At 71.2% G+C, this 25,729-nt stretch carries 27 protein-coding genes; 8 read left to right on the top strand and 19 right to left on the bottom strand.

Features of this window, described 5'->3' with window-relative positions; all coding sequences use genetic code 11:
- Positions 1-48 precede the first annotated feature (48 nt).
- The 5 genes from DSC45_RS10600 to hisI form a co-directional block, all read right to left on the bottom strand.
- Positions 49-501 carry a DUF2752 domain-containing protein gene (locus tag DSC45_RS10600; protein WP_119289463.1) on the bottom strand — a complete coding sequence of 151 codons (453 nt, stop codon included), beginning with the start codon at positions 499-501 and terminating at the stop codon, positions 49-51.
- 124 nt (positions 502-625) lie between these two features.
- Positions 626-844, bottom strand: coding sequence for an HGxxPAAW family protein (locus DSC45_RS10595; RefSeq protein ID WP_119289461.1), 219 nt, complete (start codon positions 842-844; stop codon positions 626-628).
- A gap of 190 nt (positions 845-1,034) precedes the next feature.
- Positions 1,035-1,601, bottom strand: coding sequence for a TIGR02234 family membrane protein (locus DSC45_RS10590; RefSeq protein WP_240434585.1), 567 nt, complete (start codon positions 1,599-1,601; stop codon positions 1,035-1,037).
- Between the two features lie 116 nt (positions 1,602-1,717).
- Positions 1,718-3,226, bottom strand: a complete 1,509-nt coding sequence (locus tag DSC45_RS10585; protein WP_119289457.1) for an anthranilate synthase component I — start codon at positions 3,224-3,226, stop codon at positions 1,718-1,720.
- 11 nt (positions 3,227-3,237) lie between these two features.
- Entirely contained in the window at positions 3,238-3,621 is a 384-nt protein-coding gene (hisI, locus tag DSC45_RS10580) for a phosphoribosyl-AMP cyclohydrolase (RefSeq protein ID WP_119289929.1), read from the bottom strand.
- A 152-nt stretch (positions 3,622-3,773) separates the two neighbouring features.
- Between hisI and DSC45_RS10575 the strand changes: the two genes are divergently transcribed.
- From DSC45_RS10575 to DSC45_RS10565, 3 genes are all read left to right on the top strand, one after another.
- Positions 3,774-4,409, top strand: a complete 636-nt coding sequence (locus DSC45_RS10575; RefSeq protein WP_119289456.1) for a TIGR03085 family metal-binding protein — start codon at positions 3,774-3,776, stop codon at positions 4,407-4,409.
- 21 nt (positions 4,410-4,430) lie between these two features.
- Positions 4,431-4,823, top strand: a complete 393-nt coding sequence (locus DSC45_RS10570) for a VOC family protein (protein ID WP_119289454.1) — start codon at positions 4,431-4,433, stop codon at positions 4,821-4,823.
- 64 nt (positions 4,824-4,887) lie between these two features.
- A complete protein-coding gene (locus DSC45_RS10565; RefSeq protein WP_119289452.1) occupies positions 4,888-5,790 on the top strand; it encodes a ketopantoate reductase family protein in 903 nt (300 codons plus the stop codon).
- Between the two features lie 48 nt (positions 5,791-5,838).
- On the opposite strand, the gene hisF is transcribed toward DSC45_RS10565, so the two are convergent.
- Genes hisF through hisD form a run of 8 tightly spaced genes read right to left on the bottom strand, consistent with a single transcriptional unit; the run spans position 5,839 to position 11,570 of the window.
- Positions 5,839-6,594 carry an imidazole glycerol phosphate synthase subunit HisF gene (gene hisF / locus DSC45_RS10560; RefSeq protein ID WP_119289450.1) on the bottom strand — a complete coding sequence of 252 codons (756 nt, stop codon included), beginning with the start codon at positions 6,592-6,594 and terminating at the stop codon, positions 5,839-5,841.
- Positions 6,591-7,013 (bottom strand): Rid family hydrolase, encoded by a 423-nt coding sequence (locus DSC45_RS10555; protein WP_119289449.1) that lies wholly within the window; start codon positions 7,011-7,013, stop codon positions 6,591-6,593. The genes hisF and DSC45_RS10555 overlap by 4 nt, the downstream gene beginning before the upstream one ends.
- Positions 7,010-7,735: a bifunctional 1-(5-phosphoribosyl)-5-((5-phosphoribosylamino)methylideneamino)imidazole-4-carboxamide isomerase/phosphoribosylanthranilate isomerase PriA gene (priA, locus tag DSC45_RS10550; protein ID WP_119289447.1), complete on the bottom strand. Its 726-nt coding sequence runs from the start codon at positions 7,733-7,735 to the stop codon at positions 7,010-7,012. Before priA ends, DSC45_RS10555 begins: the two co-directional genes overlap by 4 nt.
- Positions 7,735-8,388, bottom strand: coding sequence for an imidazole glycerol phosphate synthase subunit HisH (gene hisH, locus DSC45_RS10545; protein ID WP_119289445.1), 654 nt, complete (start codon positions 8,386-8,388; stop codon positions 7,735-7,737). The genes priA and hisH overlap by 1 nt, the downstream gene beginning before the upstream one ends.
- A complete protein-coding gene (locus DSC45_RS35675) occupies positions 8,379-8,543 on the bottom strand; it encodes a hypothetical protein (protein ID WP_162929184.1) in 165 nt (54 codons plus the stop codon). The genes hisH and DSC45_RS35675 overlap by 10 nt, the downstream gene beginning before the upstream one ends.
- A complete protein-coding gene (hisB, locus tag DSC45_RS10540; protein ID WP_119289443.1) occupies positions 8,540-9,133 on the bottom strand; it encodes an imidazoleglycerol-phosphate dehydratase HisB in 594 nt (197 codons plus the stop codon). Before hisB ends, DSC45_RS35675 begins: the two co-directional genes overlap by 4 nt.
- Positions 9,130-10,251: a histidinol-phosphate transaminase gene (locus tag DSC45_RS10535; RefSeq protein WP_119289441.1), complete on the bottom strand. Its 1,122-nt coding sequence runs from the start codon at positions 10,249-10,251 to the stop codon at positions 9,130-9,132. Before DSC45_RS10535 ends, hisB begins: the two co-directional genes overlap by 4 nt.
- Positions 10,248-11,570, bottom strand: a complete 1,323-nt coding sequence (gene hisD, locus DSC45_RS10530) for a histidinol dehydrogenase (RefSeq protein WP_119289439.1) — start codon at positions 11,568-11,570, stop codon at positions 10,248-10,250. Before hisD ends, DSC45_RS10535 begins: the two co-directional genes overlap by 4 nt.
- A gap of 481 nt (positions 11,571-12,051) precedes the next feature.
- Here hisD and DSC45_RS10525 point away from each other — a divergent pair, with 481 nt between their 5' ends.
- From DSC45_RS10525 to ybaK, 4 genes are all read left to right on the top strand, one after another.
- Positions 12,052-13,572, top strand: coding sequence for an oxidoreductase (locus tag DSC45_RS10525; protein ID WP_240434584.1), 1,521 nt, complete (start codon positions 12,052-12,054; stop codon positions 13,570-13,572).
- 153 nt (positions 13,573-13,725) lie between these two features.
- Complete coding sequence (locus DSC45_RS10520) at positions 13,726-14,805, top strand: hypothetical protein (protein WP_119289436.1); 1,080 nt, start codon at positions 13,726-13,728, stop codon at positions 14,803-14,805.
- 5 nt (positions 14,806-14,810) lie between these two features.
- Positions 14,811-15,581 (top strand): LON peptidase substrate-binding domain-containing protein, encoded by a 771-nt coding sequence (locus tag DSC45_RS10515; RefSeq protein ID WP_119289434.1) that lies wholly within the window; start codon positions 14,811-14,813, stop codon positions 15,579-15,581.
- Positions 15,582-15,661: 80 nt separating this feature from the next.
- Positions 15,662-16,162 carry a Cys-tRNA(Pro) deacylase gene (gene ybaK, locus DSC45_RS10510; RefSeq protein ID WP_119289432.1) on the top strand — a complete coding sequence of 167 codons (501 nt, stop codon included), beginning with the start codon at positions 15,662-15,664 and terminating at the stop codon, positions 16,160-16,162.
- A 27-nt stretch (positions 16,163-16,189) separates the two neighbouring features.
- Here ybaK and DSC45_RS10505 read toward each other — a convergent pair whose 3' ends face one another.
- The 5 genes from DSC45_RS10505 to DSC45_RS10485 form a co-directional block, all read right to left on the bottom strand.
- Positions 16,190-17,200, bottom strand: a complete 1,011-nt coding sequence (locus DSC45_RS10505) for a CDP-alcohol phosphatidyltransferase family protein (RefSeq protein ID WP_119289430.1) — start codon at positions 17,198-17,200, stop codon at positions 16,190-16,192.
- 279 nt (positions 17,201-17,479) lie between these two features.
- On the bottom strand, positions 17,480-18,259 hold the full coding sequence (locus DSC45_RS10500) for an ABC transporter permease (protein ID WP_205571300.1): 780 nt from the start codon (positions 18,257-18,259) through the stop codon (positions 17,480-17,482).
- A 79-nt stretch (positions 18,260-18,338) separates the two neighbouring features.
- Entirely contained in the window at positions 18,339-19,127 is a 789-nt protein-coding gene (locus tag DSC45_RS10495; RefSeq protein WP_240434583.1) for an ABC transporter permease, read from the bottom strand.
- A 71-nt stretch (positions 19,128-19,198) separates the two neighbouring features.
- Entirely contained in the window at positions 19,199-20,170 is a 972-nt protein-coding gene (locus tag DSC45_RS36290; RefSeq protein WP_119289927.1) for an ABC transporter ATP-binding protein, read from the bottom strand.
- 109 nt (positions 20,171-20,279) lie between these two features.
- Positions 20,280-21,536, bottom strand: coding sequence for an NYN domain-containing protein (locus DSC45_RS10485; protein ID WP_119289426.1), 1,257 nt, complete (start codon positions 21,534-21,536; stop codon positions 20,280-20,282).
- A gap of 243 nt (positions 21,537-21,779) precedes the next feature.
- Between DSC45_RS10485 and DSC45_RS10480 the strand changes: the two genes are divergently transcribed.
- Entirely contained in the window at positions 21,780-21,962 is a 183-nt protein-coding gene (locus DSC45_RS10480) for a hypothetical protein (RefSeq protein WP_119289425.1), read from the top strand.
- A 137-nt stretch (positions 21,963-22,099) separates the two neighbouring features.
- Here the strand turns inward: DSC45_RS10480 and dnaE are convergent, their stop codons facing one another.
- Positions 22,100-25,645 carry a DNA polymerase III subunit alpha gene (gene dnaE, locus DSC45_RS10475; protein WP_119289423.1) on the bottom strand — a complete coding sequence of 1,182 codons (3,546 nt, stop codon included), beginning with the start codon at positions 25,643-25,645 and terminating at the stop codon, positions 22,100-22,102.
- Positions 25,646-25,729 lie beyond the last annotated feature (84 nt).

Here is a 25,729-nt window from a genome sequence, read left to right as displayed (position 1 = left end):
TCCGCCGGGTGGCGGCGTTCGGCGACCGGGGGCCGGACACGGCCTGCTTCAGGGGTGCAGCCAGGCGCCGGACGGCAGATTGCGTACGACGGTGAAGACGAGCACCACGGCGCCGACGGCCCACAGGTGCGCCGGCCGCGGATCGAGCCGGATCCGGCGGCCGCGGGCCGCGGCGACGACCCAGCAGACCCAGCCGACGGCGAAGAGCGCGAAGCCGGCCACCGCGAGGGCGTTCGCCGTGAGGGCGGCGGGCAGATCGCCGTGCACGAGGGCGTGCGCGCAGCGCAGTCCGCCGCAGCCGGGGCAGAAGACCCCGGTGTACTGCAGAAGAGGGCAGGCGGGGTAATGCCCGGGTTCGTTGGGGTCGACGGCGCCGACGAAGGCGAAGGCCCCGATCACGGAGCCGAGCACGCCGGCGGGGACGAGCAGCCGGCGCACGAGGCCGGTGGCGGGGGCGGTACTGCGCGGGTCCAGGGTGCGTTCGGCGCTCACGCGGGACATTCTGCCTCCGGCCGCCGGGGGCCGCTCACCGGAACGTGCGAAGGGGGCAGGACCGGTGTGCGTCCGGTACTGCCCCCTGCGTGCGTGCGTCCCGGGCCCCGCGGGGAGCGCCGAGGAGGAGGTGTCAGCTCTCCGAGCGGACCACGTGGCCCTCGGGCTTGCCCATTCCGACGGCGCTCATGATGCCGCCGGCGATCGCGCCGATGCCGATGATCACCATGCCGGCCCAGAACCCGACCGGGTTGGCCATCACGATGAAGGCACTGGAGACACAGAAACCGATGAACGCGATGATGACGCCGGTCCAGGCGGCCGGGGTGTGTCCGTGGCCTGCATCCGCCATGACTCTGCTCCTCGTTGATCCGGGTGATCGGGTTGATCCGGGGGTCGGCGCGGCCCGCTTCCGGCCTGCCTCAGGCCCGCGTCCTCGGTCGTTCCGGACGGGGCCCGCATCCATTGTCCCGCACCGGAACTGCCGATCTGCGCCGGGGTGGCGGACGTCTCACCGGCCTGCCCTCGGTCGGGCGGACGGATCAGCCGGTCGGGTCCTCGCCGCGGTCGAGCGCCTTCCACAGGTCCTCGGGGCGGTCGGGGTCCACGGGCGCCGGTGCCTTGCGGGGGCGCGGGGTGCCGTCCCGTTCGTACTTGCCGGACATCGCGGGCCAGCGGCTGCCGAAGCGGAGTGCGAGCAGTCCGGCGAGCAGCAGCAGGGCGCCGCCCGCGACGGCGGCGTAGGGCCAGGCGGTGTGCGTGACGGAAGCGATGCCGGCGGCAGCGTCACCGGTGGCGGTGGCGGCCTTCTCGTCGAGCGCTCCGTCGTCCCCCGCGCCCCCGAGGGCGGCCACGACGGTGCCGAGCCCGCTCAGGGCGAGGAGGACGGAGACCAGGACGCGTCCGCTGCGGCGCACCGCGAACACGGCGACCAGGGCGGCGAGCCCGACCACGGCGAGCGCGGCCGGGGCGCCGGTGACGTCACTGCCCTTGACGATCTGGTGGAGCGCTCCGCCCGCCGTGGAGGCCTCGCCCTCCGACCAGGTCTGCCGGGAGGCGAGCAGCACCACCGCGGCGCCGAGCGCGCCGGAGAACAGCGCCACGGCCAGACTGCGCCGGCCGGACGGGGTACGGGCGGCCGCGCCATCGGCAGTGCTCGACGCGTCGGCGTCGGTCCCGGTGGTCGCGGTGTTCCTGGGGGGCGGTACGGCAGTCACGCCTTCCACTATCCCTCACTGCCCGCCGAGGGATTCAGCCGGTTCGCGGTGTGCACGGCACGCAGCACCGCGGCGGCCTTGTTACGGCATTCGGTGTCCTCGGCGACGGGGTCGGAGTCCGCGACGACACCGGCTCCGGCCTGCACGTACGCCGTGCCGTCGCGCAGCAGTGCGGTGCGGATCGCGATGGCGGTGTCGGAGTCGCCCGCGAAGTCCAGGTAGCCCACGCAGCCGCCGTACAGTCCGCGGCGGCTCGGCTCCAGCTCGTCGATGATCTGCAGCGCGCGCGGCTTGGGAGCGCCGGACAGGGTGCCCGCGGGGAAGCATGCGGTGAGTACGTCGAAGGCGGTACGGCCCTCGGCGACCTGGCCGGTGACCGTCGACACGATGTGCATCACGTGCGAGTACCGCTCGACGGACATGAAGTCGACGACCTCGACGCTGCCGGGGCGGCAGACCCGCCCCAGGTCGTTGCGCCCCAGATCGACGAGCATCAGGTGCTCGGCGCGCTCCTTGGGGTCGGCGAGGAGTTCGTCGCCGAGCGCGGTGTCCTCCTGCGGGGTGGCGCCGCGCGGCCTGGTGCCCGCGATGGGGTGCACCATGGCGCGGCCGTCCTCGACCTTGACCAGCGCCTCGGGGCTGGAGCCCACGACGTCGAAGCCGTCGAAGCGGAAGAGGTACATGTACGGGGACGGGTTGGTCGCCCGCAGCACCCGGTAGACGTCGAGCGCGCTCGCCTCGCAGGGGGTCTCGAAGCGCTGCGAGGGCACGACCTGGAAGGCCTCGCCGGCGCGGATGCGCTCCTTGATGTCCTCGACGGCTTCGCGGAAGTCGGGGCCGCCCCAGCGTGCGGTGAACTCGGGGACCTCGGAGTGCGGCAGAGCGGTCGGCGGCGAGTGTGCCGGACGGGCGAGGTCGGCCTCCATCGCGTCGAGCCGGGCGACGGCGTCGGCATGCGCCTCGTCGACGCCGGTCTCCAGGTCGTTGTGGTTGATCGCGTTGGCGATCAGCAGGACCGAGCCGTCCCAGTGGTCGAGTACGGCGAGGTCGCTGGTGAGCAGCATGGTCAGCTCGGGCAGCTTCAGGTCGTCGCGTTCACCGGGGCCGACCTTCTCCAGGTGACGCACGATGTCGTAGCCGAGATAGCCGACCATGCCGCCGGTGAACGGCGGGAGGCCCTCGGCGCCCGCCAGGTCGCGCGGCGTGTGCAGCACTTCCACGGTGGCGCGCAGGGCCGCCAGCGGATCGCCGTCGAGCGGGACGCCGACGGGCGGAGTGCCCAGCCAGTGCGCCCGGCCGTCGCGTTCGGTGAGGGTGGCGTGGCTGTGGACGCCGACGAAGGAGTACCGGGACCAGGACCTCCCGTTCTCGGCGGACTCCAGGAGGAAGGTGCCGGGCCGCTCGGCGGCGAGCTTGCGGTACAGGCCGACCGGGGTGTCACCGTCCGCGAGGAGGCGGCGGCTGACGGGGATGACGCGGCGGTCGGCCGCCAGCTTGCGGAAGGTCTCGAGGTCCATGGCGGACGACCCTAGTGGCCGGTGCCGGCGGGGGCCCCGGTGACCGGCAGTTCGTCGGCGTCGAAGCAGGTGCGGTCGCCGGTGTGGCAGGCCGCGCCCACCTGGTCGACCTTGACCAGGACGGTGTCGGCGTCGCAGTCGAGCGCGACCGACTTCACCGACTGGTAGTGCCCGGAGGTGTCTCCCTTGACCCAGTACTCTCCGCGGCTGCGCGACCAGTAGGTGCAGCGGCCGGTGGTCAGGGTGCGGTGCAGGGCCTCGTCGTCCATCCAGCCGAGCATCAGCACCTCGCCGGTGTCGTACTGCTGGGCGATGGCGGGCAGCAGGCCGTCCGCGCCGCGCTTGAGGCGGGCGGCGACGGCGGGGTCGAGGTCACTGCGGGGCGTGCTGGTCATGCGGCCCATTGTGCGTGATGTGTGCGGAGCGGCGGGGTCCTGTCCGGACGGCGGACAACGCGGTGCACGCGGCGGACCCGAGGCGGAATTCCCCGGCGGCACGTCGTCGTCCGGCGTGGCAGTGCGGGCCGCCGCGCCGTAGGCTGGCGGGCATGTCGACCCATGCGAAGCGTGAACGGCTCCTGCTCGCCGATCTGTTGGAGGCGGCCGGACCGGACGCCCCGACGCTGTGCGAGGGATGGAACACCCGCGACCTGGCCGCACACGTCGTGGTCCGCGAGCGACGGGCGGACGCCGCGGGCGGGATCATGATCAAGGCCCTGCAGAGCCGGCTCGAGCGGGTCCAGGCCGAGTTCGCCGCGAAGCCGTACGAGGAGCTGATCCAGCTCATCCGCACCGGCCCGCCCCGCTTCTCCCCCATGTCGTTGAAGCAGGTCGACGAGGCGGCGAACGCGATCGAGTTCTACGTGCACGCCGAGGACGTACGCCGGGCTCAGCCCGACTGGACGCCGCGCGAGCTCGACCAGGTCTTCGCCGACGCCCTCTGGTCCCGTCTGGAGCGGACCGCGCGGATGCTCGGGCGCAAGGCTCCGGTGGGCCTGGTGCTGCGCCGGCCGGACGGACAGACCGCGGTCGCCCACCGGGGCGCTCCGGTGGTGACGGTGACCGGCGAGCCGAGCGAGCTGACGATGTTCGCCTTCGGACGGCAGGACGTCGCCCGGGTCGATGTCGAGGGCGACAAGGAAGCCGTGGACAAGCTGCACAGCACCAAACAGCTCGGGCTCTGAACCGGGCGAGGGCGCCGAACCATGATCAAGGTCGCCATGACCAGCGTGTATGTCGAGGACGTCGGCAAGGCGCACGCGTTCTACACGGACGTGCTCGGCTTCGAGACGCGCAATCACCTGGACATGGGCGACGGGACGCCGTTCGTCACCATCGGTGCGGCGGGCGCGCAGCGGGATCTGGAGGTGCTGCTCGAGCCCGGGGGCAGCACGATCGCCCAGACCTACACGGCCGCGCTGCGCGAGGCCGGGCTCCCCTGCATCGTCTGTTCGGTCGACGACGTCAAGGGCGAGTACGAACGTCTCAGCGACCTCGGCGTGCGCTTCAGCCAGGAGCCGCACCGCGAGGGCCCGGTACTGACCACGGTGCTCGACGACACGGTGGGCAACCTCGTGCAGCTGATCCAGGTCGGCTGACGGCCCCTCGCGACAGCGCCGCCCCGCACTCCCGTCGGCGCCGTGCCCATGGCAGGGTGCCGCCATGACGACGACTTCAGCACCATGGACGGTGGCCGTACTCGGCCCGGGCGGTGTGGGCGGTCTGGCCGCTGGCCTGCTGGCCCGGGCGGGGCACCGGGTGATCTGTCTGGCCCGCGAGGAGACGGCCGCGGTCCTCGGGTCACGTGAACTGACCGTACGCAGTGGGCAGTTCGGGGACTTCGAGGTACCGGTGGACGCGGACACCGTGCTGCGCGAGCGGGTCGACGCGGTACTCGTCACGCCGAAGGAGACCGGTCTGCGGTCCGCTCTCGAGCGGGTGCCGCGCGCCGTGCTCGGGGACGCCCTGGTGGTGCCGCTGCTCAACGGTGTGGAGCATGTGGACGTGCTGCGCGCGGTCTATCCCGCGGAGCAGGTCGTCGCGGCCACCATCCGGGTCGAGTCGACGCGGACGGCGCCCGGTGTGATCGAGCACGCCAGCCCGTTCGCGATGGTCGAACTGGCCGGCGCCACGGCCCCGGCCGAGCGGGTGGCCCGGCTCGGCGAGGTGCTGCGGGAGGCCGGGTTCGCGGCGCGGGTGCGCGAGGACGAGACGGCGATGCTGTGGGGCAAGATGTCGTTCCTGCTGCCGCTGGCTCTGCTGAGTACCCGGTACGGGCTGACGGTCGGGGAGCTGCGTGACGAACGGCGGGACGACATGCTCGCCGTGGTCGACGAGTTGGCGCGGGTCGCGGCCGCCGAGGGTGTGGAGATCGATACGCACGCGCTGATCGGACAGGTCGACGGCGCCCCGTACGGGATGCGTTCGTCGATGCAGAAGGACGCGGAGGCGGGTCGGCCGCTCGAGGTGGACGCGGTCGGCGGCGCGCTGCTGCGGGCCGCCGACCGGCACGGCATCGCGGTGCCGGTGACCTCGGGCCTGGTGACGGCGCTGAGCGGCAGCTGACAGGCCGCGGGGCGGGCGCGCGCCGCGCACCCGCCCCGTCGTGCTCGACTACCGGACGGGGTGGCCCGCCTCCCGCAGAGTCTGCTTGACCTCGCCGATCCGCAGATCACCGAAGTGGAACACCGAGGCCGCGAGCACCGCGTCGGCACCGGCCGCGACGGCCGGCGGGAAGTCGGTGAGCCTGCCCGCACCGCCGCTCGCGATGACCGGGACCGTGACGTGCCGTCGTACGGCCTCGATCATCTCGATGTCGTAGCCGTCCTTGGTGCCGTCCGCGTCCATCGAGTTGAGCAGGATCTCGCCCGCCCCCAACTCGGCGGCCTGCTGGGCCCATTCGACCGCGTCGATGCCTGCGGAGCGGCGGCCGCCGTGGGTGGTGACCTCGAACGATCCGGACTCGGTGCGGCGCGCGTCGACGGACAGGACGAGCACCTGCCGTCCGAAGCGTTCGGCGATCTCGCGGATGAGGTCGGGGCGGGCGATCGCGGCCGTGTTGACCCCGACCTTGTCCGCGCCGGCGCGCAGCAGCCTGTCCACGTCCTCGGCAGTGCGCACGCCACCGCCCACGGTGAGCGGGATGAACACCTGCTCGGCGGTGCGGCGGACCACGTCGTAGGTCGTCTCGCGGTTCCCGGAGGACGCGGTGATGTCCAGGAACGTCAACTCGTCGGCGCCTTCGGCGTCGTAGACCTTGGCCATCTCGACGGGGTCGCCCGCGTCCCGCAGGTTCTGGAAGTTGACGCCCTTGACGACCCGGCCGTTGTCCACGTCCAGGCAGGGGATGACTCGGACGGCCAGGGTCATGACTGCTCGAACTCCTCGTGACCGTCCGCGGCGGGTGCCCGGAAGGCTTCCAGTTCCACTTCGACCAGGATGCGCGGGTCGACGAAGCCGCTGACGACCGCCATGGTCATGACGGGGCGGACGTCCTCGAAGACCTCGCGGTGCGCCCGGCCGGCCGCGTCGACGTCCCGCGCATGGGTCAGGAAGATGCGGGTGCGGATCACCGACTCGGCCCCGATCCCGAACTTCCCGATCGCCTCCAGACCGCTCGCGATGGCGACCCGCGCCTGTTCGTACGGGTCTCCCTCGCCGTGCAGCACCTGGCCCCTGAAGGAGGTGGTGCCGCCCACGACGACCCGGTCCCCCGCCGCCACCGCGCGCGCGAACCCGTAGGCGTCCTCCCAGGGACTGCCGCTCTGCACACGTCGTACGTCGCTCATGAGGCCACGGCCTCCAGCGCCTCCTGCAGGGTGAAGGCCTTCGCGTACAGCGCCTTGCCGACGATCGAGCCCTCCACGCCGAGGGGTACGAGCGCGGCGATAGCCCGCAGGTCGTCCAGGCTGCTCACGCCGCCGGAGGCGACGACCGGGCGGTCGGTCGCGGCGCATACGCCCTTCAGGAGCTCCAGGTTGGGGCCCTGCAGAGTGCCGTCCTTGGCGATGTCGGTCACGACGTAGCGGGCGCAGCCCTCGGAATCGAGGCGGGCCAGGGTCTCGTAGAGGTCGCCGCCGTCGCGGGTCCAGCCGCGGCCGCGCAGGGTGGTGCCGCGTACGTCGAGGCCGACGGCGATCTTGTCGCCGTGTTCGGCGATGACCTTGGCGACCCACTCGGGGGTCTCCAGGGCGGCGGTGCCGAGGTTGACCCGGGTGCAGCCGGTGGCGAGGGCGGCGGCGAGGGTGTCGTCGTCGCGGATGCCGCCCGAGAGCTCGACCTTGATGTCCATGGCTCGGGCGACCTCGGCGATCAGGGCCCGGTTGTCACCGGTTCCGAACGCCGCGTCCAGGTCCACCAGATGCAGCCACTCGGCGCCGGCGGACTGCCAGGCGAGGGCCGCCTCGAGGGGCGAGCCGTAGGAGGTCTCGGTGCCGGACTCGCCGTGCACGAGGCGGACGGCCTGGCCGTCGCGGACGTCGACGGCGGGCAGGAGTTCGAGCTTGGCCATCACAGGGTCTCGATCCAGTTGGTCAGGAGCTGGGAACCGGCGTCGCCGGACTTCTCGGGGTGGAACTGGGTGGCCCACAGCGCGCCGTTCTCCACGGCCGCCACGAACCGCTCGCCGTGCGTGGCCCAGGACACCTTGGGCGCACGCATCGCGGGATTGCCGGTCTCCAGGGACCAGTCGTGCACGGCGTAGGAGTGCACGAAGTAGTAGCGGGCGTCGGCGTCGAGGCCGGCGAAGAGCTGGGTGCCGGCGGGGGCCTCGACCGTGTTCCAGCCCATGTGCGGGACGACGTCGGCCTTCAACGGCCCTACGGTGCCGGGCCATTCGTCCAGGCCCTCGGCCTCGACGCCGTGTTCGATACCGCGCGCGAAGAGGATCTGCATGCCGACGCAGATGCCCATGACCGGGCGGCCGCCCGCGAGCCGGCGGCCCACTATCCAGTCGCCGCGTACGGCCTTGAGGCCTTCCATGCACGCGGCGAAGGCGCCGACGCCGGGGACGAGCAGTCCGTCGGCGTTCATGGCCCTGTCGTAGTCACGGGTGATCTCGACGTCCGCGCCTGCCCTGGCGAGCGCGCGCTCGGCGGAGCGTACGTTGCCGAAGCCGTAGTCGAGGACGACGACCTTTCTGGTGGGAGCGGCGGTCAATTCCACACCTCGAGACGCAGGACGCCGGCGAGCAGACACATCGCGGCGGCGATGGACAGCAGGACGATCACCCCGGTCGGCATCTTCTGCTTGGCGAAGGAGACGATGCCGCCGACCAGGAAGAGTCCGACGACGATCAGTACGGTCGACAGGCCGTTCACAGCGCGCCCTTGGTGGAGGGCAGGATGCCGGCGGCGCGCGGGTCGCGCTCGCTGGCGTACCGCAGGGCCCGGGCGAGCGCCTTGAACTGGCACTCGACGATGTGGTGCGCGTTGCGTCCGTAGGGGACGTGGACGTGCAGGGCGACCTGGGCCTGGGCGACGAAGGACTCCAGGATGTGCCGGGTCATCGTGGTGTCGTAGGAGCCGATCATCGGCGCGATGTTCTCCGGCTCGGTGTGCACCAGGTACGGGCGGCCGGAGAGGTCGACGGTGACCTGGGCGAGGGACTCGTCGAGCGGCACGGTGCAGTTGCCGAAGCGGTAGATGCCGACCTTGTCGCCGAGTGCCTGCTTGAAGGCGGCGCCGAGCGCGAGGGCGGTGTCCTCGATGGTGTGGTGCGAGTCGATGTGCAGGTCGCCCTCGGTCTTCACGGTGAGGTCGAACAGACCGTGCCGGCCGAGCTGGTCCAGCATGTGGTCGTAGAAACCGACTCCGGTCGATACATCGACCTTCCCGGTGCCGTCGAGGTCGATCTCGACGAGGACTCCGGTCTCCTTGGTCGTGCGTTCCACACGGCCCTTGCGGCTCATGCTCGGTGCTCCTTCTTGAGTTCTCCGACCGCATCGAGGAATGCGTCGTTCTCTGCGGGGGTGCCGGCGGTGACCCTCAGCCAGCCGGGCACGCCGTTGTCACGGACCAGGACGCCCCGGTCGAGGATCTGCTGCCACACGCGGTGGCTGTCCTCGAAGCGGCCGAACTGGATGAAGTTGGCGTCGGACGCGGTCACTTCGTATCCCGCCTCGCGCAGTGCGCCCACCACCCGGTCCCGCTCCCGCTTGAGCTGGTCGACGTACCCGAGCAGGGTGTCGGTGTGCTCGAGCGCGGCGAGCGCGGTCGCCTGGGTGACGGCGGACAGGTGGTACGGCAGGCGCACCAGCTGGACCGCGTCCACCACCGCGGGGTCGGCCGCGAGATAGCCGAGGCGCAGTCCGGCGGCGCCGAAGGCCTTCGACATGGTGCGCGAGACGACGAGATTCGGACGCCCTTCGAGCAGCGACAACAGGGAGTCGCCGTGGCTGAATTCCACGTACGCCTCGTCGATCACGACCATCGAGGGCTTCGCCGCCTGGGCGGCGTCGTGGAGCGCGAGGACGGTCTCGGCCTCGACTGCGGTGCCGGTGGGGTTGTTGGGCGAGGTGATGAAGACGACGTCCGGCAGGTTCTCGGCGATCGCCTTCTCGGCCGACTCCACGTCGATGGTGAAGTCCGCGTTGCGCGGTCCCGAGATCCAGGCGGTGCCGGTGCCGCGGGCGATCAGCGAGTGCATCGAGTACGAGGGCTCGAAGCCGATCGCGGTGCGTCCGGGGCCGCCGAAGGTCTGGAGCAGTTGCTGGATGACCTCGTTGGAGCCGTTCGCCGCCCAGACCCCGGCGGCCTGCACCGGATGGCCGCCGGTGCGGGTCAGATAGCGGGCGAGCTCGGTGCGCAGCTCGACGGCGTCCCGGTCCGGGTAGCGGTTGAGGGTGCGGGCGGCCTCGCGGACCCGTTCGGCGATCCGCTCGACCAGCGGCTCGGGCAGCGGGTAGGGGTTCTCGTTCGTGTTCAGGCGTACGGGTACGTCGAGCTGCGGCGCGCCGTAAGGGGACTTGCCGCGCAGCTCCTCGCGGATCGGGAGGTCGTCGATGCCGAGGGGGCGTGCGGTACTCACTGTCCGGGCACCTTCCAGCCGAACCGGGCCTTGATCGCGGCGCCGTGCGCGGGCAGATCCTCCGCCTCCGCGAGCGTCACCACGTGCTGCGCCACGTCGGCGAGCGCGTCCCGCGTGTAGTCCACGATGTGGATGCCGCGCAGGAACGACTGCACGGACAGACCGGAGGAGTGGCAGGCGCAACCGCCGGTGGGCAGTACGTGGTTGGAGCCGGCGCAGTAGTCGCCGAGGGAGACCGGTGCGTAGGGGCCGACGAAGATCGCGCCGGCGTTGCGCACCCGGTCCGCGACGGCCGGGGCGTCCGCGGTGTGGATCTCCAGGTGCTCGGCGCCGTAGGCGTCGACCACCCGCAGGCCCTCCTCGAGCCCGTCGACCAGAACGGTCGCGGACTGCCGGCCCTCCAGGGCCGGCACGATCCGGTCGTCGACGTGCTTGGTGGCTGCGACCTGCGCCTGGAGCTCCTTGTCGACGGCGTCGGCGAGCGCGAGCGAGTCGGTCACCAGGACGGCCGCGGCGAGCGGGTCGTGCTCGGCCTGGCTGATCAGGTCGGAGGCGACGTGGACCGGGTCGGCGGTGTCGTCGGCGAGGACGGCGATCTCGGTGGGTCCGGCCTCGGCGTCGATACCGATGCGGCCGGTGAAGTAGCGCTTGGCCGCCGCCACCCAGATGTTGCCCGGCCCGGTGACCATGTCGGCCGGGGGGCAGCTCTCGGTGCCGTACGCGAACATCGCGACGGCCGTGGCGCCGCCCGCCGCGTACACCTCGTCGACACCGAGCAGGGCGCAGGCCGCGAGGATCGTCGGGTGCGGCAGTCCGCCGAACTCCCGCTGTGCCGGGGAGGCGAGGGCGATGGAGGGGACGCCGGCCTCCTGCGCCGGGACCGCGTTCATGATCACGGAAGAGGGGTAGACGGAGCGGCCGCCGGGGGCGTAGAGCCCCACGCGGTCGACCGGCACCCACTTCTCGGTGACGTCGCCGCCGGGGACGACCCGGACGGTCTTGGGGGCGCGGCGCTGCTCGGCGTGCACGCGTCGCGCACGCCGGATGGACTCCTCCAGGGCGGCGCGCACCTGGGGGTCGATTCCGGCCAGGGCCTCGGTGAGTGCGGCGGCGGGGACGCGTACCGCGTCGAGGGTCACGTCGTCGAACTTCTCCGCGTACTCGATCAGCGCCGCGTCTCCCCGATGATGCACGTCCTCGCAGATCGGCCGCACCTTGTCCAGGGCGGCGGCCACGTCGAAGTCGGCTCGGGGCAGCAGGTCGCGCAGGGCCGCGCCCTCGGGGAGGGCGTCGTCGCGCAGATCGATTCGGGAGATCACGCGGCCAATTCTCTCAGACCTGGACCGGCCGCCGGACGTCGGTATCACAGGCTGATACGGCTGCTGATACGGCTACTGACACGCCGCGATGCGACTGCCCGTAGGTCCTGGGGTGCTGGTCGACGGGGCGCGCCGGCCCGGCGCGGGACGGCTCCGGACCGCGCGCGACGGGACGGCTTGATCCATCCCCACGTATTCCCCGCAGTCTCTGTTCACCACTAGCGTTCAGCCGGTCACCGAGCGGGCATGAACCGTTCGGGCTCCGGCGCGCCCTCCCTGCCACCGCACGCAGGTCCGGCACGGCGGGCGACTCGGCGGGCGAGGGCGGGCGCGGCACGCAGCGGGCGCGGGAGAACAAGCGGCACGGCACGGGGACGTAAGCGGCACGGGGACGTAAGCGGCACGGGGAGGTCATGGGGCAGTGGACGACGACGGGCAGGGCGGCGACCCACCGGACAGTCTGGGATTCACCGCGGCCGAGATGTACATGTGGCAGGCGTTCCGCAACGGCAGCCGCTTCGACGCCACCGTCGGCGACGCGGAGATCGACGACCCGCACGGCGGGCGCCCGTGGGGAGCGGAGCGCAGTGTGCGGGCCCGCGTGGTGTGCCTGCTGATGCTGGACGGACCGCCCGCACTGCACGGCCGGGTCTCCTCGATCAAGCTCAAGGGCATCCAGATCACCGGCACACTCGACGTGGCGGGTGGCTCGGTCACTCCGTACGTGGAACTCGAGGGCTGCCGCTTCGAGAACGAGGTGCTGCTGCCGGAGAGCCGTTTCACCACACTGCGCATGGTGAACTGCTCGATCCCGCGCCTCGAGGCCGCCCGCCTGCACACCGAGGGCGATCTGCATCTGCCGCGCTGCCACGTGCACCGCGGCATCCGCCTCACCGACGCCCACATCGGCACCGACCTGCTCCTCAACCAGGCCGTGGTGCACCGCGACCGGCGCGGGCGCTCCGTGATCGCCGACGGCCTCACCGTCGCCCAGGACCTGCAGGCCGAACTCATGGAGTCGCACGGGGAGATCAGCCTGCGCGGCGCCCAGGTCGGCGTCTCGCTCAGCCTGCGCGGCAGCCTGCTGAGCAATCCCTACGGGAGCATGGCGCTGAACGCCCCGCAGCTGACGGTGGAGCGCACCCTGTATCTCACGCCGGCGGCGCTCAGCAATCCGCAGGTGACGAGCGGCGCGACGCCTGCGCGCGGGGTCCGGGTGCAGCGCTTCGAGTGCCACGGCGGAATCCGGCTCAACGACGGGCGGTTCGGCGACGCGCTCGACCTGGAGAAGGCCCGCTTCGTGATGGAGAACGAGCAGGAGGTCTCGCTGCGCCGCATCCAGGTACCGGAACTCCGCTTCCTCGGCGAGCGTCCGCAGCGGGGCAAGATGGTGCTGTCCGGCGCCAAGGTGGTCAACCTGATCGACAAATCGACGAGTTGGCCCGGCCCCGGCGGCCTGAGCGTCGCCGGGTTCGCGTACGAGAATCTCATCCCCAGCGGCAGCTTCCCGCTGGTGCGCCGCATCGCCTGGGTCGCGGCGGCCACGCCGGAGTACAGCCCGGAGCCGTACGAGATGCTGGCCGGCGTGCTGCGCAACAGCGGGGAGGACGCCGACGCCCGCGAGGTACTGCTGGCCAAACAGCGCCGCCGCCGCGAGACGCTGACCGTCCCGGGCAGGATCTGGGGTCATGTGCAGGACTGGACGGTGGCGTACGGCTACCGTCCCGGGCGGGCGGCCGTGTGGATGGCGTTCCTGTGGGCCGTCGGCGCGCTGGTCTTCTCGCAGCACCAGCCGCCCGAGATCAAGGACGGCGAGAGCCCGCAGTGGAACGCCTCACTGTTCGCCCTCGACCTGCTGCTGCCGGTGATCAATCTCGGCCAGGACGGCTACTGGCGCCTCGAGGACCGATGGCAGTGGCTCGGTGCGATCCTGGTCCTGCTCGGCTGGACGCTCGCCACCACCGTGGCCGCGGGTGCGTCCCGACTGCTGCGTCGGGGCTGAGATCCGCTGAAGCCGCGGCCGGCGGTCCGACGGCTTCAGGGCCCGCCAGGAGCCAGGCTTTACCGGCTCTTGACCCGCACCGAGGCAACCCTCGAGTCCGATACAAAAGCGTCACCAACCCTCCTCTGGCCCCTGCCCCACCTGCGGTTTTCAATGGTGGGCACCATGCCTGTCCCTCGCGCGATCCTGGCCATGGCCCGGATGCTCCGCCACGCTCCGCGCCTCGCCGCCGGCCTCACTCCGGACGACGAGGTGCTCCTCGACGCGCCGGACGAACGGCTCGCCCCCGCCCTGGTGGCAGCGGGCCGCGGCGACCACGGACCGGCGGCGAAACTGCTCGCCGCCTCCCGGGAGTCCGCCGAGTGGGAGAACCGCGACCGCTACACGGTCCGGCTCGCCGCGTTCGCCCGCAGCCGCCCCGAGTGGTTCGATCTGTGGACCGCCTCCTCGCCCTACGACCCGGACGTCGCCCTGGTACGGGCCGAGCTCGCGGTCCGCCGCGGCTGGGAGTCACCGGCTCGCAGCGAACTCCTGCGCGATGTGGCCCCGTTGGTCGCCACCGCCGCCGAGGGCAATCCCGGCGACCCGGTCCCGTGGCGGGTGGCCCTGGACCACGCGCGCGGCACCGGCGCCCCCCACGAGGACTTCGCCCGGCTCTGGTCCGAGGCGGTGCGCCGCTCGCCGCATCACTACGGCTGCCACACGGCGGCCCTGCAGTACCTCTCCGCGGCCTGGTACGGCTCGCACCGCGAGTGCTTCCGGTTCGCCGAACTGGCCGCGGCCGACGCGCTGCCCGGATCGCTGGTCCAGGCGCTGCCGGTGCGCGCCGCGCTCGCCCTGCTGCTGGACACCGACCCGGGCACCGGGAGGGCCGGCGAGCCGCCCGCGTCCGGACCGGTCGGCCGGGACCGGCTGGAGGCCGCGGCCGATCTGGCGATCGCACTCTCCACCGCGTACGAGGCGGGCGACCCGCACCCCGCCGAGGTCCGCAACGTCCTCACGTACGTCCTGGTGCGGCTCGGCCGCTGGCAGGATGCGCTGGAGCAGCTGCGGCTGATCGGTCCGCACGCGACCTCGTTCCCGTGGGACCGGGTGTCCGACGACCCGCTAGGCCAGTTCCTCGCACTCCGCGACGGCGTCCGCCTCCAAGTGGCCTCCGCCACACCGCTGCGCGGCGGGCCGGGTCCCGGCGCACGGAAGCACTCGGACACCGTGGACGCCCATTACTCTTGAGGGTCGTGACCACCGTCCGGCTTCCGCTCTTCCCGCTGAACACCGTCCTGTTCCCGGGTCTCGTGCTGCCCCTCAACGTGTTCGAGGAGCGCTATCGCGCCATGATGCGCGATCTCGTCAAGGCTCATCCGAACCCTCCCGACGACGCCGACGACGACTCCCGCGAGCCCCGCCCCTTCGCCGTGGTGGCGATCCGGGACGGCCACGAGGTCGCCCGCGCCGCCCCCGGGCTGCCCGATCCCACCGCGACGCCCGACCAGGGCCCGACAGCCGGATTCGGCGACGATCCCTTGCGGGCCTTCCACCGGACCGGCTGCATCGCCGACGCGGCCACCGTCCGCGAGCGCCCCGACGGGAGCTTCGAGGTGCTCGCCACCGGGACGAGCCGGGTGAAGCTGCTCTCGGTGGACGCCTCGGGCCCGTACCTGACCGCCGAGCTCGAGGAACTGCCGGAGGACCCGGGACAGGACGCGGACGCACTCGCCGAGGGCGTCCTGCGGGCCTTCCGCGGGTACCAGAAGCGGCTGGCCGGTGCCCGCGAGCGGTCGCTGGCGACCGGAGCCGAACTGCCCGACGACCCGTCCGTCGTGTCGTACCTGGTGGCGGCGGCCGCGGTGCTCGACGTACCGGCCAAGCAGCGCCTCCTCCAGGCCCCCGACACCGCGTCGCGGCTGCGGGACGAGCTGAAACTGCTGCGCGCGGAGACGGCCGTGCTCCGCCATCTGCCCTCGCTCCCGGCGGTCGAGCTGACCCGCTCCCCCACCAGCCTCAACTGACCTTTGCCGCGCGGCGTCCCGGGCTCCGGTGCGGCCGCGCGGCGCTGCCTCACCCGTACCGAACCCAAGGCGCGATCGAGTTGGCGAAGAAGCCCAAGAAGCAGCAGTCCGGCGGCACTCCGGCCACGGTGGCACTCGCCGCCGCCGGAACCGCGTTCACGCTCCACCAGTACGAGCACGACCCCGCGCACCAGTCGTACGGGGACGAGGCCGTGGAGGCCACCGGAGTGTCCCCGGAGCGGGTGTTCAAGACGCTGGTGGCGGACGTGGACGGCGAACTCACCGTGGCGGTCGTGCCCGTCGCCGGCTCGCTGGATCTGAAGGCTCTGGCGTCCGCGGTGCACGGCAAGCGCGCCGCGATGGCCGATCCCGCGGCGGCGGAACGGACCACCGGCTACGTACGCGGCGGGATCTCGCCGCTGGGCCAGCGCAAGCAACTGCGCACGGTGGTCGACGAATCGGCCTCGGCCCACCGGACGGTGTACGTGTCGGCGGGCCGGCGCGGCCTGGAGGTCGAACTGGCGCCGGACGACCTGGTCCGGCTGACCGGCGCGGTACTGGCGCCGATCGGCCGGCACTGAGACGAGGTCCCGCCCGGTCCGCGGGCGTCAGGCAGCGGCCGAGAGATCCCCCCGCTCCTCATCCCTCTCGAAGGAGGCGAGCGTGCGGCCGAAGTCGCGGGTGGACAGCAACAGCTTGTAGACGATGGCGAGTTCGAAGGCGAGCAGCAGCGCGCCGGCCACCACGGTCGCCCCGATGACCTGCCCGGTCAGCGGCCCGACGATGAAGACGGCCATCTGGAACTCGATGCCGCTGATCAGGTGCGTACGGATGCGGTGGCGCAGCAGGAAGGAACGGAGCCGGAGGTAGATCGGGAAGCGACTGCGGAACTCCTGGTGCAGATCGACAACCTTGGCCGTGGCCTGCGTCGTCGACCCCGCCTCGACGAGCCCGTCGGGCGACGGCGGCCCCGCCGGCTGAGCGCTGTCCGCGGTGGCGGACCCCCCGCGCACGTCCTGTTCCACGTCCGCCTCGGGGTTGGCGCGCAGCAGGTCCTCCATGAACGCGATGTCCGCCTCGTTCTCGGCACGTCGGGCGGCGCGCACCCGGGCCTTGATCTGCTTGCGCATCGTGTGCCGGGTCTTGAAGATCTCCAGCGAGTTGATGTACCGCAGCCCGTCGAGGAAGACGACGGCGACTGCGAGCCAGATGTATCTGATGTCCTCGGTGCGGTGGTACTGGCCGGCCATCAGCGCCACGGCACAGGCCATGACGCGGATCCGGTCGAAGATGTAGTCGAGCCAGGCACCGAAGACGGAGCCCTGTCCGGTCAGGCGCGCGACCTTGCCGTCCATGCAGTCCAGGATGAAGCTCAGGTGGTAGAGGACCGCTCCGGCGATCAGCCACCGCCACTCCCCCAGCGCGAAGCATGCCGCCGATCCCAGGCCCAGGACCAGTGCGCCCCAGGTGATCTGGTTGGGCGTGATACGCGTCCATCGGGCAGCCAGCCGCACGAGCGGCGTGGCGACCGGATCGACGAGCATCACGGTCCACCAGGCGTCGCGCTTCTTGTGGGTGATGCTTCGTACCTCGCGCAGCGGAGGTATCTCTCGGGGCATGGGCCGACCATCTTTCCTTGGCTCAGAGCATGTTCACCTCACGCTAGGAATGGCGTTACCCAAGGTTCAATAGATTCAGAGTGCAACCTTCTGCCGGGGTAACGGTCGAACAGTGCACAGGGATCCATAGGAGTTCCAGCAGCACACGCCGTTACCTGAGCGTTACCCGATCACCCTTCGGGTTCCTGTCCGGGCGCCGCCTGTTCACCGGGCACCGGCACGCGCTCCCGCCTCCGGGCTGCGGGCTGCGCGCCGGACGACGTGCCCTCCGGACGTGCCCTAGCCCGGCGGCGTCCGCCCGCCCGGACCGCGCTCGCCGTGGGCCTCTCCCGCAGCACCGGGATCCCACGGCTGCGGCCGGTCGGCGGCAGACGCCTGTCCCGGCCCGGGAGGGTTCTGACCCGTCGGCGCCGGCCAGCCCTGCTTCCCGTACGCCGGATACGCGTCCCCGAGCATCGGCTCGGGATCACGGGGCCCGAACAGGGCCGTCACGGCGAGGTGGACGGCGAGCGCCGCCACCGGCCAGGCGAGCAGAGCGCCCTTGGCGTTGAGCTTCAGCGGGGCGTCGAAGGCCTTGCCCACGCCCGCCTCCTTCGCCCGGGCCACCACGTCGCTGCCGGGGCCGAGCCAGATGCCGAACCGCCAGGCGACCACCGAGGCGAGCAGTCCGCCGGCCGCGAGACCGATCACCAGCGGGATGCCGCCCTTCTTGCGGAGCAGGAAGACCACCACGCCGCTGATCGCGCCGAGCGCGAGACCGCACAGCAGGAAGGTTCCGTCTGCGCCGATGGCCTGCTCACCCTCGATGTCGCGCAGGTACACGCCTTCGGTGTTGGACACCAGCGGCACTCTGGGCGCGAGCCACAGCCACAGCAGTCCGAGCAGCAGGCCGCTGACAGCCACTCCCACCGCGACGAGCACCGCCTGGCGGATCTCGGCCGGCAGATCCCGGTCGTCATCGTCCCGCGGAGCCCACGGCGGTACGGCTCCCCCGGGCGGCGGAGCGCTCCAGGGGTCGTTCGGGGGCGGCTGGTGCGGCGGAGTCAGCGGTGCGGTCACCCTGACATCGTGCCAGGCCCCCGCCTCCCGGGACGGGGTGGGACCGCCGATCGTGGCCGCGGGGCCTGGTGCGGCGGGCTCAGCGGACCGCGGCCCGGCGGTACGCCCAGGTGGCGACGGCCAGCGAGAGCACGCCGACGGCGGCGCAGATGCCGAGGTCGAGGACGACGGCGCCCCAGTCGGGGCTGCTGTCGAAGGTCCGTGCGAAGGCTTCCACCCCGTACGTCGACGGCAGCAGATCGCGCGCGTAGGCGATCACACCCGGCATCCGCTCGGCCGGCAGAACACCGAGGAGCAGCGCCGCACTCATGCCCAACTGGCCGAGCAGAGTGGCCAGTTCGGGCCGCGGCGCGAGCAGTCCGAGCGCGGCTCCGAGTCCGGCGAGTGCCGCTCCGGCCAGCGGGATCACCGCGAGCAGCACCCACAGATGCGTGAGCGGCAGACCGAAGAGCAGACTGCCGACCACGGCCGTCACCAGGGTCCCGGGCACGGTGAACGAGGCGTACGCCCCGGCCGCCCCGAGCACCACCGACGCGGGCGGCACCGGCAACGTCGCGTAATGGTCGAGCCCGCCTGCGGCCCGCAGCTGGCCGAAGTACTGGGCGAGCAGATTGAGCGCCACGAACGCGACGACGAGGACCGAGGAGCCGGCCACCACCGCCCGCGCCTCTCCCCCGCCGTCGACGACACCGCGCATCAGGATCATGATCCCGACCGACTGGAAGGTCGCGACGAAGAGCAGCGGGATACGGGCCACCCGCGCCCGGGACAGCTGGGCCCGGTAGACCGCGGCGAGCGAGGGCAACAGGCGTGCACGCGGGGCGAGTTCGGCCGGCGCGGACCCGGCCGGATCCGCGCTCGCAGGCACCGCCGGGTCCTGGGTGCCGGTGCCGAGCACCGACAGGTCGCCCCGGGGCTGTTCCGCGCCGCCGTACGCCGTCACGCCTTCACCAAACCCTTCGTACGTCCGCCGAGCGCAAGATAGACGTCCTCCAGGCTCGGCGTCGACAGCGTGAAGTCGTCGAGCGCGGCGAACGCGCGCCCGCCCGTGACCGCGGCGACCGCCGCGCGGGCCTCGTCCGGCGTGAACCTCAGCACCCAGCGCCGTCCGGACTCCTGGGCGGAGGCCCGGAGCGCGGCGACCTCTGGCACGTCGAGCGGAGCGCGCTCCCGCCAGACCAGTTCGAGCCGCACCTCACCGGCGATCTCCGCCTTGAGGCCGGCCGGACTGTCACAGGCGATCACGCGCCCCGATTCCAGCACGGCGACCCGGTCGAGGACCGTCTCGGCCTCGATGACGTTGTGGGTGACGAGCAGGACCGTCGTGCCGCGTTCGGCCCGGCGCCGGTCGACGGCGCCCCAGACCGCCCGGCGCGCCACCGGGTCCATGCCGGTGGTCGGCTCGTCGAGTACGAGGAGGGTGCGCTCGCCGACCAGGGCGGTGGCGAAGCAGGCGAGCCGGCGCTGTCCGCCGGAGAGCTTCTTCAGAGGGCGTCCGGCGAGCGGGGTCAGGCCCAGTTCGTCGAGGACGGCACGGCTCTCGGCCCGCGCGGTGCGCACGTCGAGTCCGCGCAGCCGGCCGGTGGTCTCCGCGGCGAGCGAGACGGTGAGTTCGTCGAGTGCGGTGGACTCTTGGCCGAGGTAGGCGAGAATGCGCGCGGCCCGCTCGGGGTGCCGGACGATGTCGTGGCCGAGGATCCGCACGCTGCCCGAGTCGGGGCGCATCAGGCCGGTGAGCTGGCGTACCAGCGTGGACTTGCCGGCGCCGTTCGGCCCGAGCAGTCCGAAGATCTCGCCGCGCCGCACGTCGAGGCCGATGCCGTCGGTGGCGCGCACCTCGGGGTTGCCGGGCGCGGAACGCCGGCCCTTGGTGGCGGGGTAGATCTTGACCAGATCACGCACCGCGCACACGACGTCGCTGTCGTGTTCCGCCGGTCCCGTGCGCGTACTCACGAGGAGGGAGCCTATACGTCCGCCGGGCGCGGCAGTCCCCCGCCCCGGGCCACCCGGCCGCTTCCGGTCATTCGGCGGCGGGAGCGTGCTCGGCCGTGGCGGGGACGTCGATCTCACGCCAGAAGCCGGCCCGGATCGCGTAGCGGTCGTGCTCGTCGATCTGGTCGTCCTTGTGCGCGAGGAGCCCGAACCGGGCCGCATACCTGAGGAGTTCACCGTCGATCCGGTGCGGGATGCGCGGGTACATGCCGGACAGTTTCGTCACGGATCCGGGCTCGGGCAGTCGGGCGATCCAGCGCCGGGCGAAGACCTGTCCCACCTCGTAGGGGTCGCCGCCGACGGTGGTGATGTCCTCCTCGCGGTCCGCCCAACGCTGCTCGGCGGTGGTCACCTGGGCGAGGGTGGGCAGTGCGGTGACGCCCGCGGGCTCGCCCGGCGCACCGGAGCGCTCGACCCAGCCCTTGTCCGACGACCAGCGCAGCGTGGCGTTGGTGGGGTGGGGTGCGGACTGCGCGTGCTGGCCGGGGCCGCGCAGGGCAGCGAGGTCCTTGGGGGTGGGGACGCCCTTGGCGGGGGTGCGGTCGCCGGTGGGGTGTTCGCCGGGCGGGGCCGCGTGGCCGTTCTGGGCGATGCCGTTCTGCGTGGCGGCGGACTCCTCGGCGGCGCGTTCCGCCGCTGCGGCGAGCGCGGACTCGGGCAGCGGGGCGGAGAGGATCGCGGCGATCTCGGGGCGCGGGGCGGTGGTCGGGGCGCAGACGCCGCCGAGCTCCTTGGCGCGGACGGCCTGGGTGATCCAGGCGCGGTCGAGGACGCGGCGCTCGTCGGCTTCGGCGACGAGATCCTCGGACTGGTTGTAGTCACCGTCGGCAGCCTGCACCGCCCATAGGTGGACGGCGACCCCGTGTTCCTTGGCGGACATCAGGCCGGGCAGCAGATCGCCGTCACCGGTCACCAGGACGACGTCCGAGCAGGCGCGGTTGCGGGCGAGTTCGGTGAGCTCAGCGTGCATCGCCGCATCCACGCCCTTCTGCGCCCAGCGCCCGTCACTTCTGGTGAGGGCGCCGAGGCGGACGGTGACTCTGGGCATGACGCGCAGCCTGCGGTGTTCCGGCTGGGGTACGCGGTCGGGAGCGCCGTCGAACCAGTAGATCCGCAGCAGCGGCTGCCCGGTGTCCGACTCGGCCCGCTCGCGCAGACCGTGGATGAGGGCGGTGTGGTCGACGGTGATACGGGATCTCGAGGGTTCTCCGGCGAGGAGACTGGCGGCGGCGCCGAGAAGATATCCGGCGTCCACCAGGACGACGCAGCGGTCCACGCGTTCCACCCTCTTTCCCTGAAGGCTCCCCGAATACAGAAATCGGGGGCGGGTTGCTCCGGGTTACCTTCGAGTCTGCCCGACTGCGCGAGGGTTAACGGCCGGAACTCGATCTTCGGCGTGGCGCATGGGCCCGTCGCCCTTCGGCAGCCCTTATTACGCACGGTAATTCTCTGAAATGCGCGCTATGCCGCCATATGTGAATCTGATCCCGGCCCTGGCCCCTAGATCCCCCTCAGGAGGCAGATCACCATGGCCAAGAACAAGAATCGCAAGCAGGGCAGTCCGCAGGACCGCGCGCAGCAGGAGCAGCAGCGCGGAACCGAGCAGCAGCGCCCGGAGGCTCAGCAGGACGCACAGTCCGAAGTCCAGGCGAGCCCTGCCGATTTCGCTCCCGGCGGCAGCAAGCGGCAGAAGAAGTTCGGCCACAACTGAACCACTGCTGCTGAACGATCGCGGCTGACCGGCGCCGGTACTGACACGGCCGCATCGCACGGATAGCAACGAGGGGCGCGTCCTTCACGGGACGCGCCCCTCGCGTATGTCCGCGTGGGTCCTGCGGCCTGCCGGGCTCAGCCCGCCAGGCAGGACGGCCCGAGCAGTACCTTCAGGTCGCCGAAGAGCGCCGGATCAGGCTGCACCCGGTGCCTGTCGAGGCGCAGGACCGTGGTCTTCTGGGCGCCCTGCAGCTTGATCCGCACCTCCGAGTTGCCCCGGTGGTGGCTGAGGATCTCACCGAGGCGGCTGACCATGGGCGGGGTGACCTTGAGGGTCGGGATGGTGATCGTCACCGGGGCGTTCGTACCCGCGTTGCTCAGGTCCGGGACCATCAGTTCCATCGCCACCAGGCGCGGGACGTCCTCGCGCTTGTCGAGCCGGCCCTTGACGAACACCACGGCGTCCTCGACGAGTTGGGTCGACACCAGCTGGTAGGTCGCCGGGAAGAACATGCACTCGATGGAGCCGGCCAGATCCTCGACGGTGGCGATGGCCCAGGCGTTGCCCTGCTTGGTCATCTTGCGCTGCAGACCGGAGATGATGCCGCCGATCGTGACCACGGCTCCGTCCCCGAAGTCACCACCGGTGAGCTGTCCGATCCCGGCGTCCGCCTTGTCCGACAGGACGTGCTCCAGGCCGAAGAGCGGGTGGTCCGAGACGTACAGGCCGAGCATCTCGCGCTCCTGGGCGAGCAGGTACGTCTTCTCCCACTCGTCGTCCGTGAACTCGACGTCGAGTCCGAAGCCCGGCTCCTCGGAGGCGTCGGCGGAGTCGCCCATGCCGCCGAAGAGGTCGAACTGGCCCTCGGCCTCCTTGCGCTTGACCTGCACCACGTTGTCGATCATCGGTTCGTAGTGGGCGGTGAGGCCCTTGCGGGTGTGGCCCATGGTGTCGAAGGCGCCCGCCTTGATCAGCGATTCGGTGGTGCGCTTGTTGCAGGCGGCGGCCTCGACCTTGTCGAGGTAGTCGGGGAACGAGGCGTAGCGGCCCTTCGCCTTGCGGCTGCGGATGATCGAATCCACCACGTTGGTGCCGACGTTACGGACCGCGGAGAGGCCGAAGAGGATCACGTCGTCGCCCTGGGCGGCGAAGTTCTGCTCCGACTCGTTGACGTTCGGCGGGAGGACCTTGATGCCCATGCGGCGGCACTCGTTGAGGTAGACCGCGGACTTGTCCTTGTCGTCCTTGACCGAGGTGAGCAGCGCCGCCATGTACTCGGCCGGGTAGTTGGCCTTGAGATAGGCGGTCCAGTAAGTGACGAGGCCGTACGCGGAGGAGTGCGCCTTGTTGAACGCGTATCCGGCGAACGGGACCAGGACGTCCCACAGGGCCTGGATCGCCGCGTCCGAGAAGCCCTTCTTCCGGGCGCCGTCCTGGAAGAGGACGAAGTTCTTGGCGAGTTCCTCGGGCTTCTTCTTGCCCATCACACGGCGCAGCACGTCGGCTTCGCCGAGTGAGTAGCCGGCGATGATCTGGGCGGCCTTCTGCACCTGCTCCTGGTACACGATGAGGCCGTAGGTCAGACCGAGGGTGTCCTTCAGCGGTTCCTCGAGCTCCGGGTGGATCGGGCTGATCTCCTGGCGGCCGTTCTTCCGCTCCGCGTAGTTGATGTGCGAGTTCATGCCCATCGGGCCCGGGCGGTAGAGGGCCGAGACGGCGGAAATGTCCTCGAAGTTGTCGGGCTGCATCTGGCGCAGCAGGGAGCGCATCGGCCCGCCGTCGAACTGGAAGACACCCAAGGTGTCGCCGCGGCAGAGCAGTTCGAAGGTCTTCGCGTCATCGAGCGGCAGGTCGAGCATCTCCAGGTCGATGCCCTTGTTGGCCTGCACCATCTTGATGGCGTCGTCCATGATCGTCAGGTTGCGCAGGCCGAGGAAGTCCATCTTCAGCAGGCCGAGCGACTCGCACTGCGGGTAGTCCCACTGCGTGATGGTCACGCCGTCGGTGTGCCGCGTCCACAGCGGGGCGTGGTCGACGATCGACTCGCTGGACATGATCACGCCGGCCGCGTGCACGCCCATCTGACGGACGAGGCCCTCGACGCCCTTGGCGGTGTCGATGACCTTCTTGACGTCCGGCTCGCTCTCGTACATCCCGCGGATCTCGCCCGCTTCGCTGTAGCGCGGATGCTCCGAGTTGGTGATGCCGTCGAGGTCGATGCCCTTGCCGAGGACGTCGGCGGGCATGGCCTTGGTGAGGCGGTCCCCCATGGCGTACGGGTAACCCAGTACGCGGGCCGAGTCCTTGATGGCGTTCTTGGCCTTGATCTTGCCGTAGGTGCCGATCATGGCGACCTTGTCGGCTCCGTACTTCTCCGTGACGTAGCGGATCACCTCGACGCGCCTGCGCTCGTCGAAGTCGATGTCGACATCGGGCATGGACAGGCGCTCGGGATTGAGGAACCGCTCGAAGATCAGTCCGTGCGTGATCGGGTCGAGGTCCGTGATGCCCATGGCGTACGCGACGATCGAGCCGGCCGCGGAGCCTCGGCCGGGGCCGACCGCGATGCCGTTGTTCTTCGCCCACATGATGAAGTCGGCGACGACGAGGAAGTACCCCGGGAACCCCATCTGGATGATGATGTCCATCTCGTACTCGGCCTGCTTCTGCCGGTCTTCGGGGACACCGCCCGGGTAGCGGCGGTTCATGCCGACCCGGACCTCCTCCTGGAACCAGGTGACCTCGGTGAAGCCCTCCGGGATCTCGAACTTGGGCATCAGGTCGCGCTTCTCGAACATGCCCGTGGTGTCGATCTGCTCGGCGACCAGGAGGGTGTTCGCACACCCCTCCTGCCAGGCGTCCGAAGAGTCGATCGCGTACATCTCGTCGGTCGTCTTCAGGTAATAACCCGTGCCGTTGAAACGGAAGCGGTCCGGGTCCGAGAGGTTCTTTCCCGTCTGAATGCACAGGAGTGCGTCGTGGGCGGTCGACTCGTGGGAGTACGTGTAATGCGAGTCGTTCGTCACCAGCGGCGGAATTCCGAGCTTCTTGCCGACCTCGAGAAGTCCGTCACGGACCCGGCGCTCGATCTCGATGCCGTGGTCCATCAGTTCCAGGAAATAGCGGTCCTTGCCGAAGATGTCCTGGTATTCGGAGGCCGCCTTGAGCGCCTCGTCGAACTGACCGAGCCTCAGCCGCGTCTGCAGCTCACCCGAGGGGCAGCCGGTGGAGGCGATCAGGCCCTCGGACCACTGGGCGAGGGTCTCCTTGTCCATACGGGGCCACTTCTGCAGCCAGCCCTCGGCGTACGCGTCGGAGGAGAGCTTGAAGAGGTTGTGCAGACCCGTGCTGTTCGCCGCCCACATCGTCTTGTGGGTGTAACCGCCCGAGCCGGAGACGTCGTCACGCTTCTGGTGCGGCTGGCCCCACTGGATCTTCCGCTTGGTGCGGCGGGACTCGGGGGCCACGTAGGCCTCGATGCCGATGATGGGCGTCACGCCCGCGCTCTCGGCGGAGTGGAAGAAGTCGTACGCCCCGTGCAGGTTCCCGTGGTCCGTCATCGCGATGTGCGACATGCCCATCTCGTTGCACGCCTTGAACATGTCCTTCAGCCGCGCGGCACCGTCGAGGAGCGAGTACTGCGTGTGCACGTGCAAGTGCGTGAAGGGCGGCTTGGACACGGTGGGAGACCTCCGGCGACGTACTCGGGTTTCGGCCTCGAAGTCTACGACTCGCCACCGACAGTTCAGACGGATACGGGTCAC

Origin of the sequence: Streptomyces sp. YIM 130001, assembly GCF_003574445.1 — a bacterium.
GTDB lineage: Bacteria > Actinomycetota > Actinomycetes > Streptomycetales > Streptomycetaceae > Streptomyces.
This window is presented reverse-complemented; position numbering and strand designations above follow the sequence as displayed.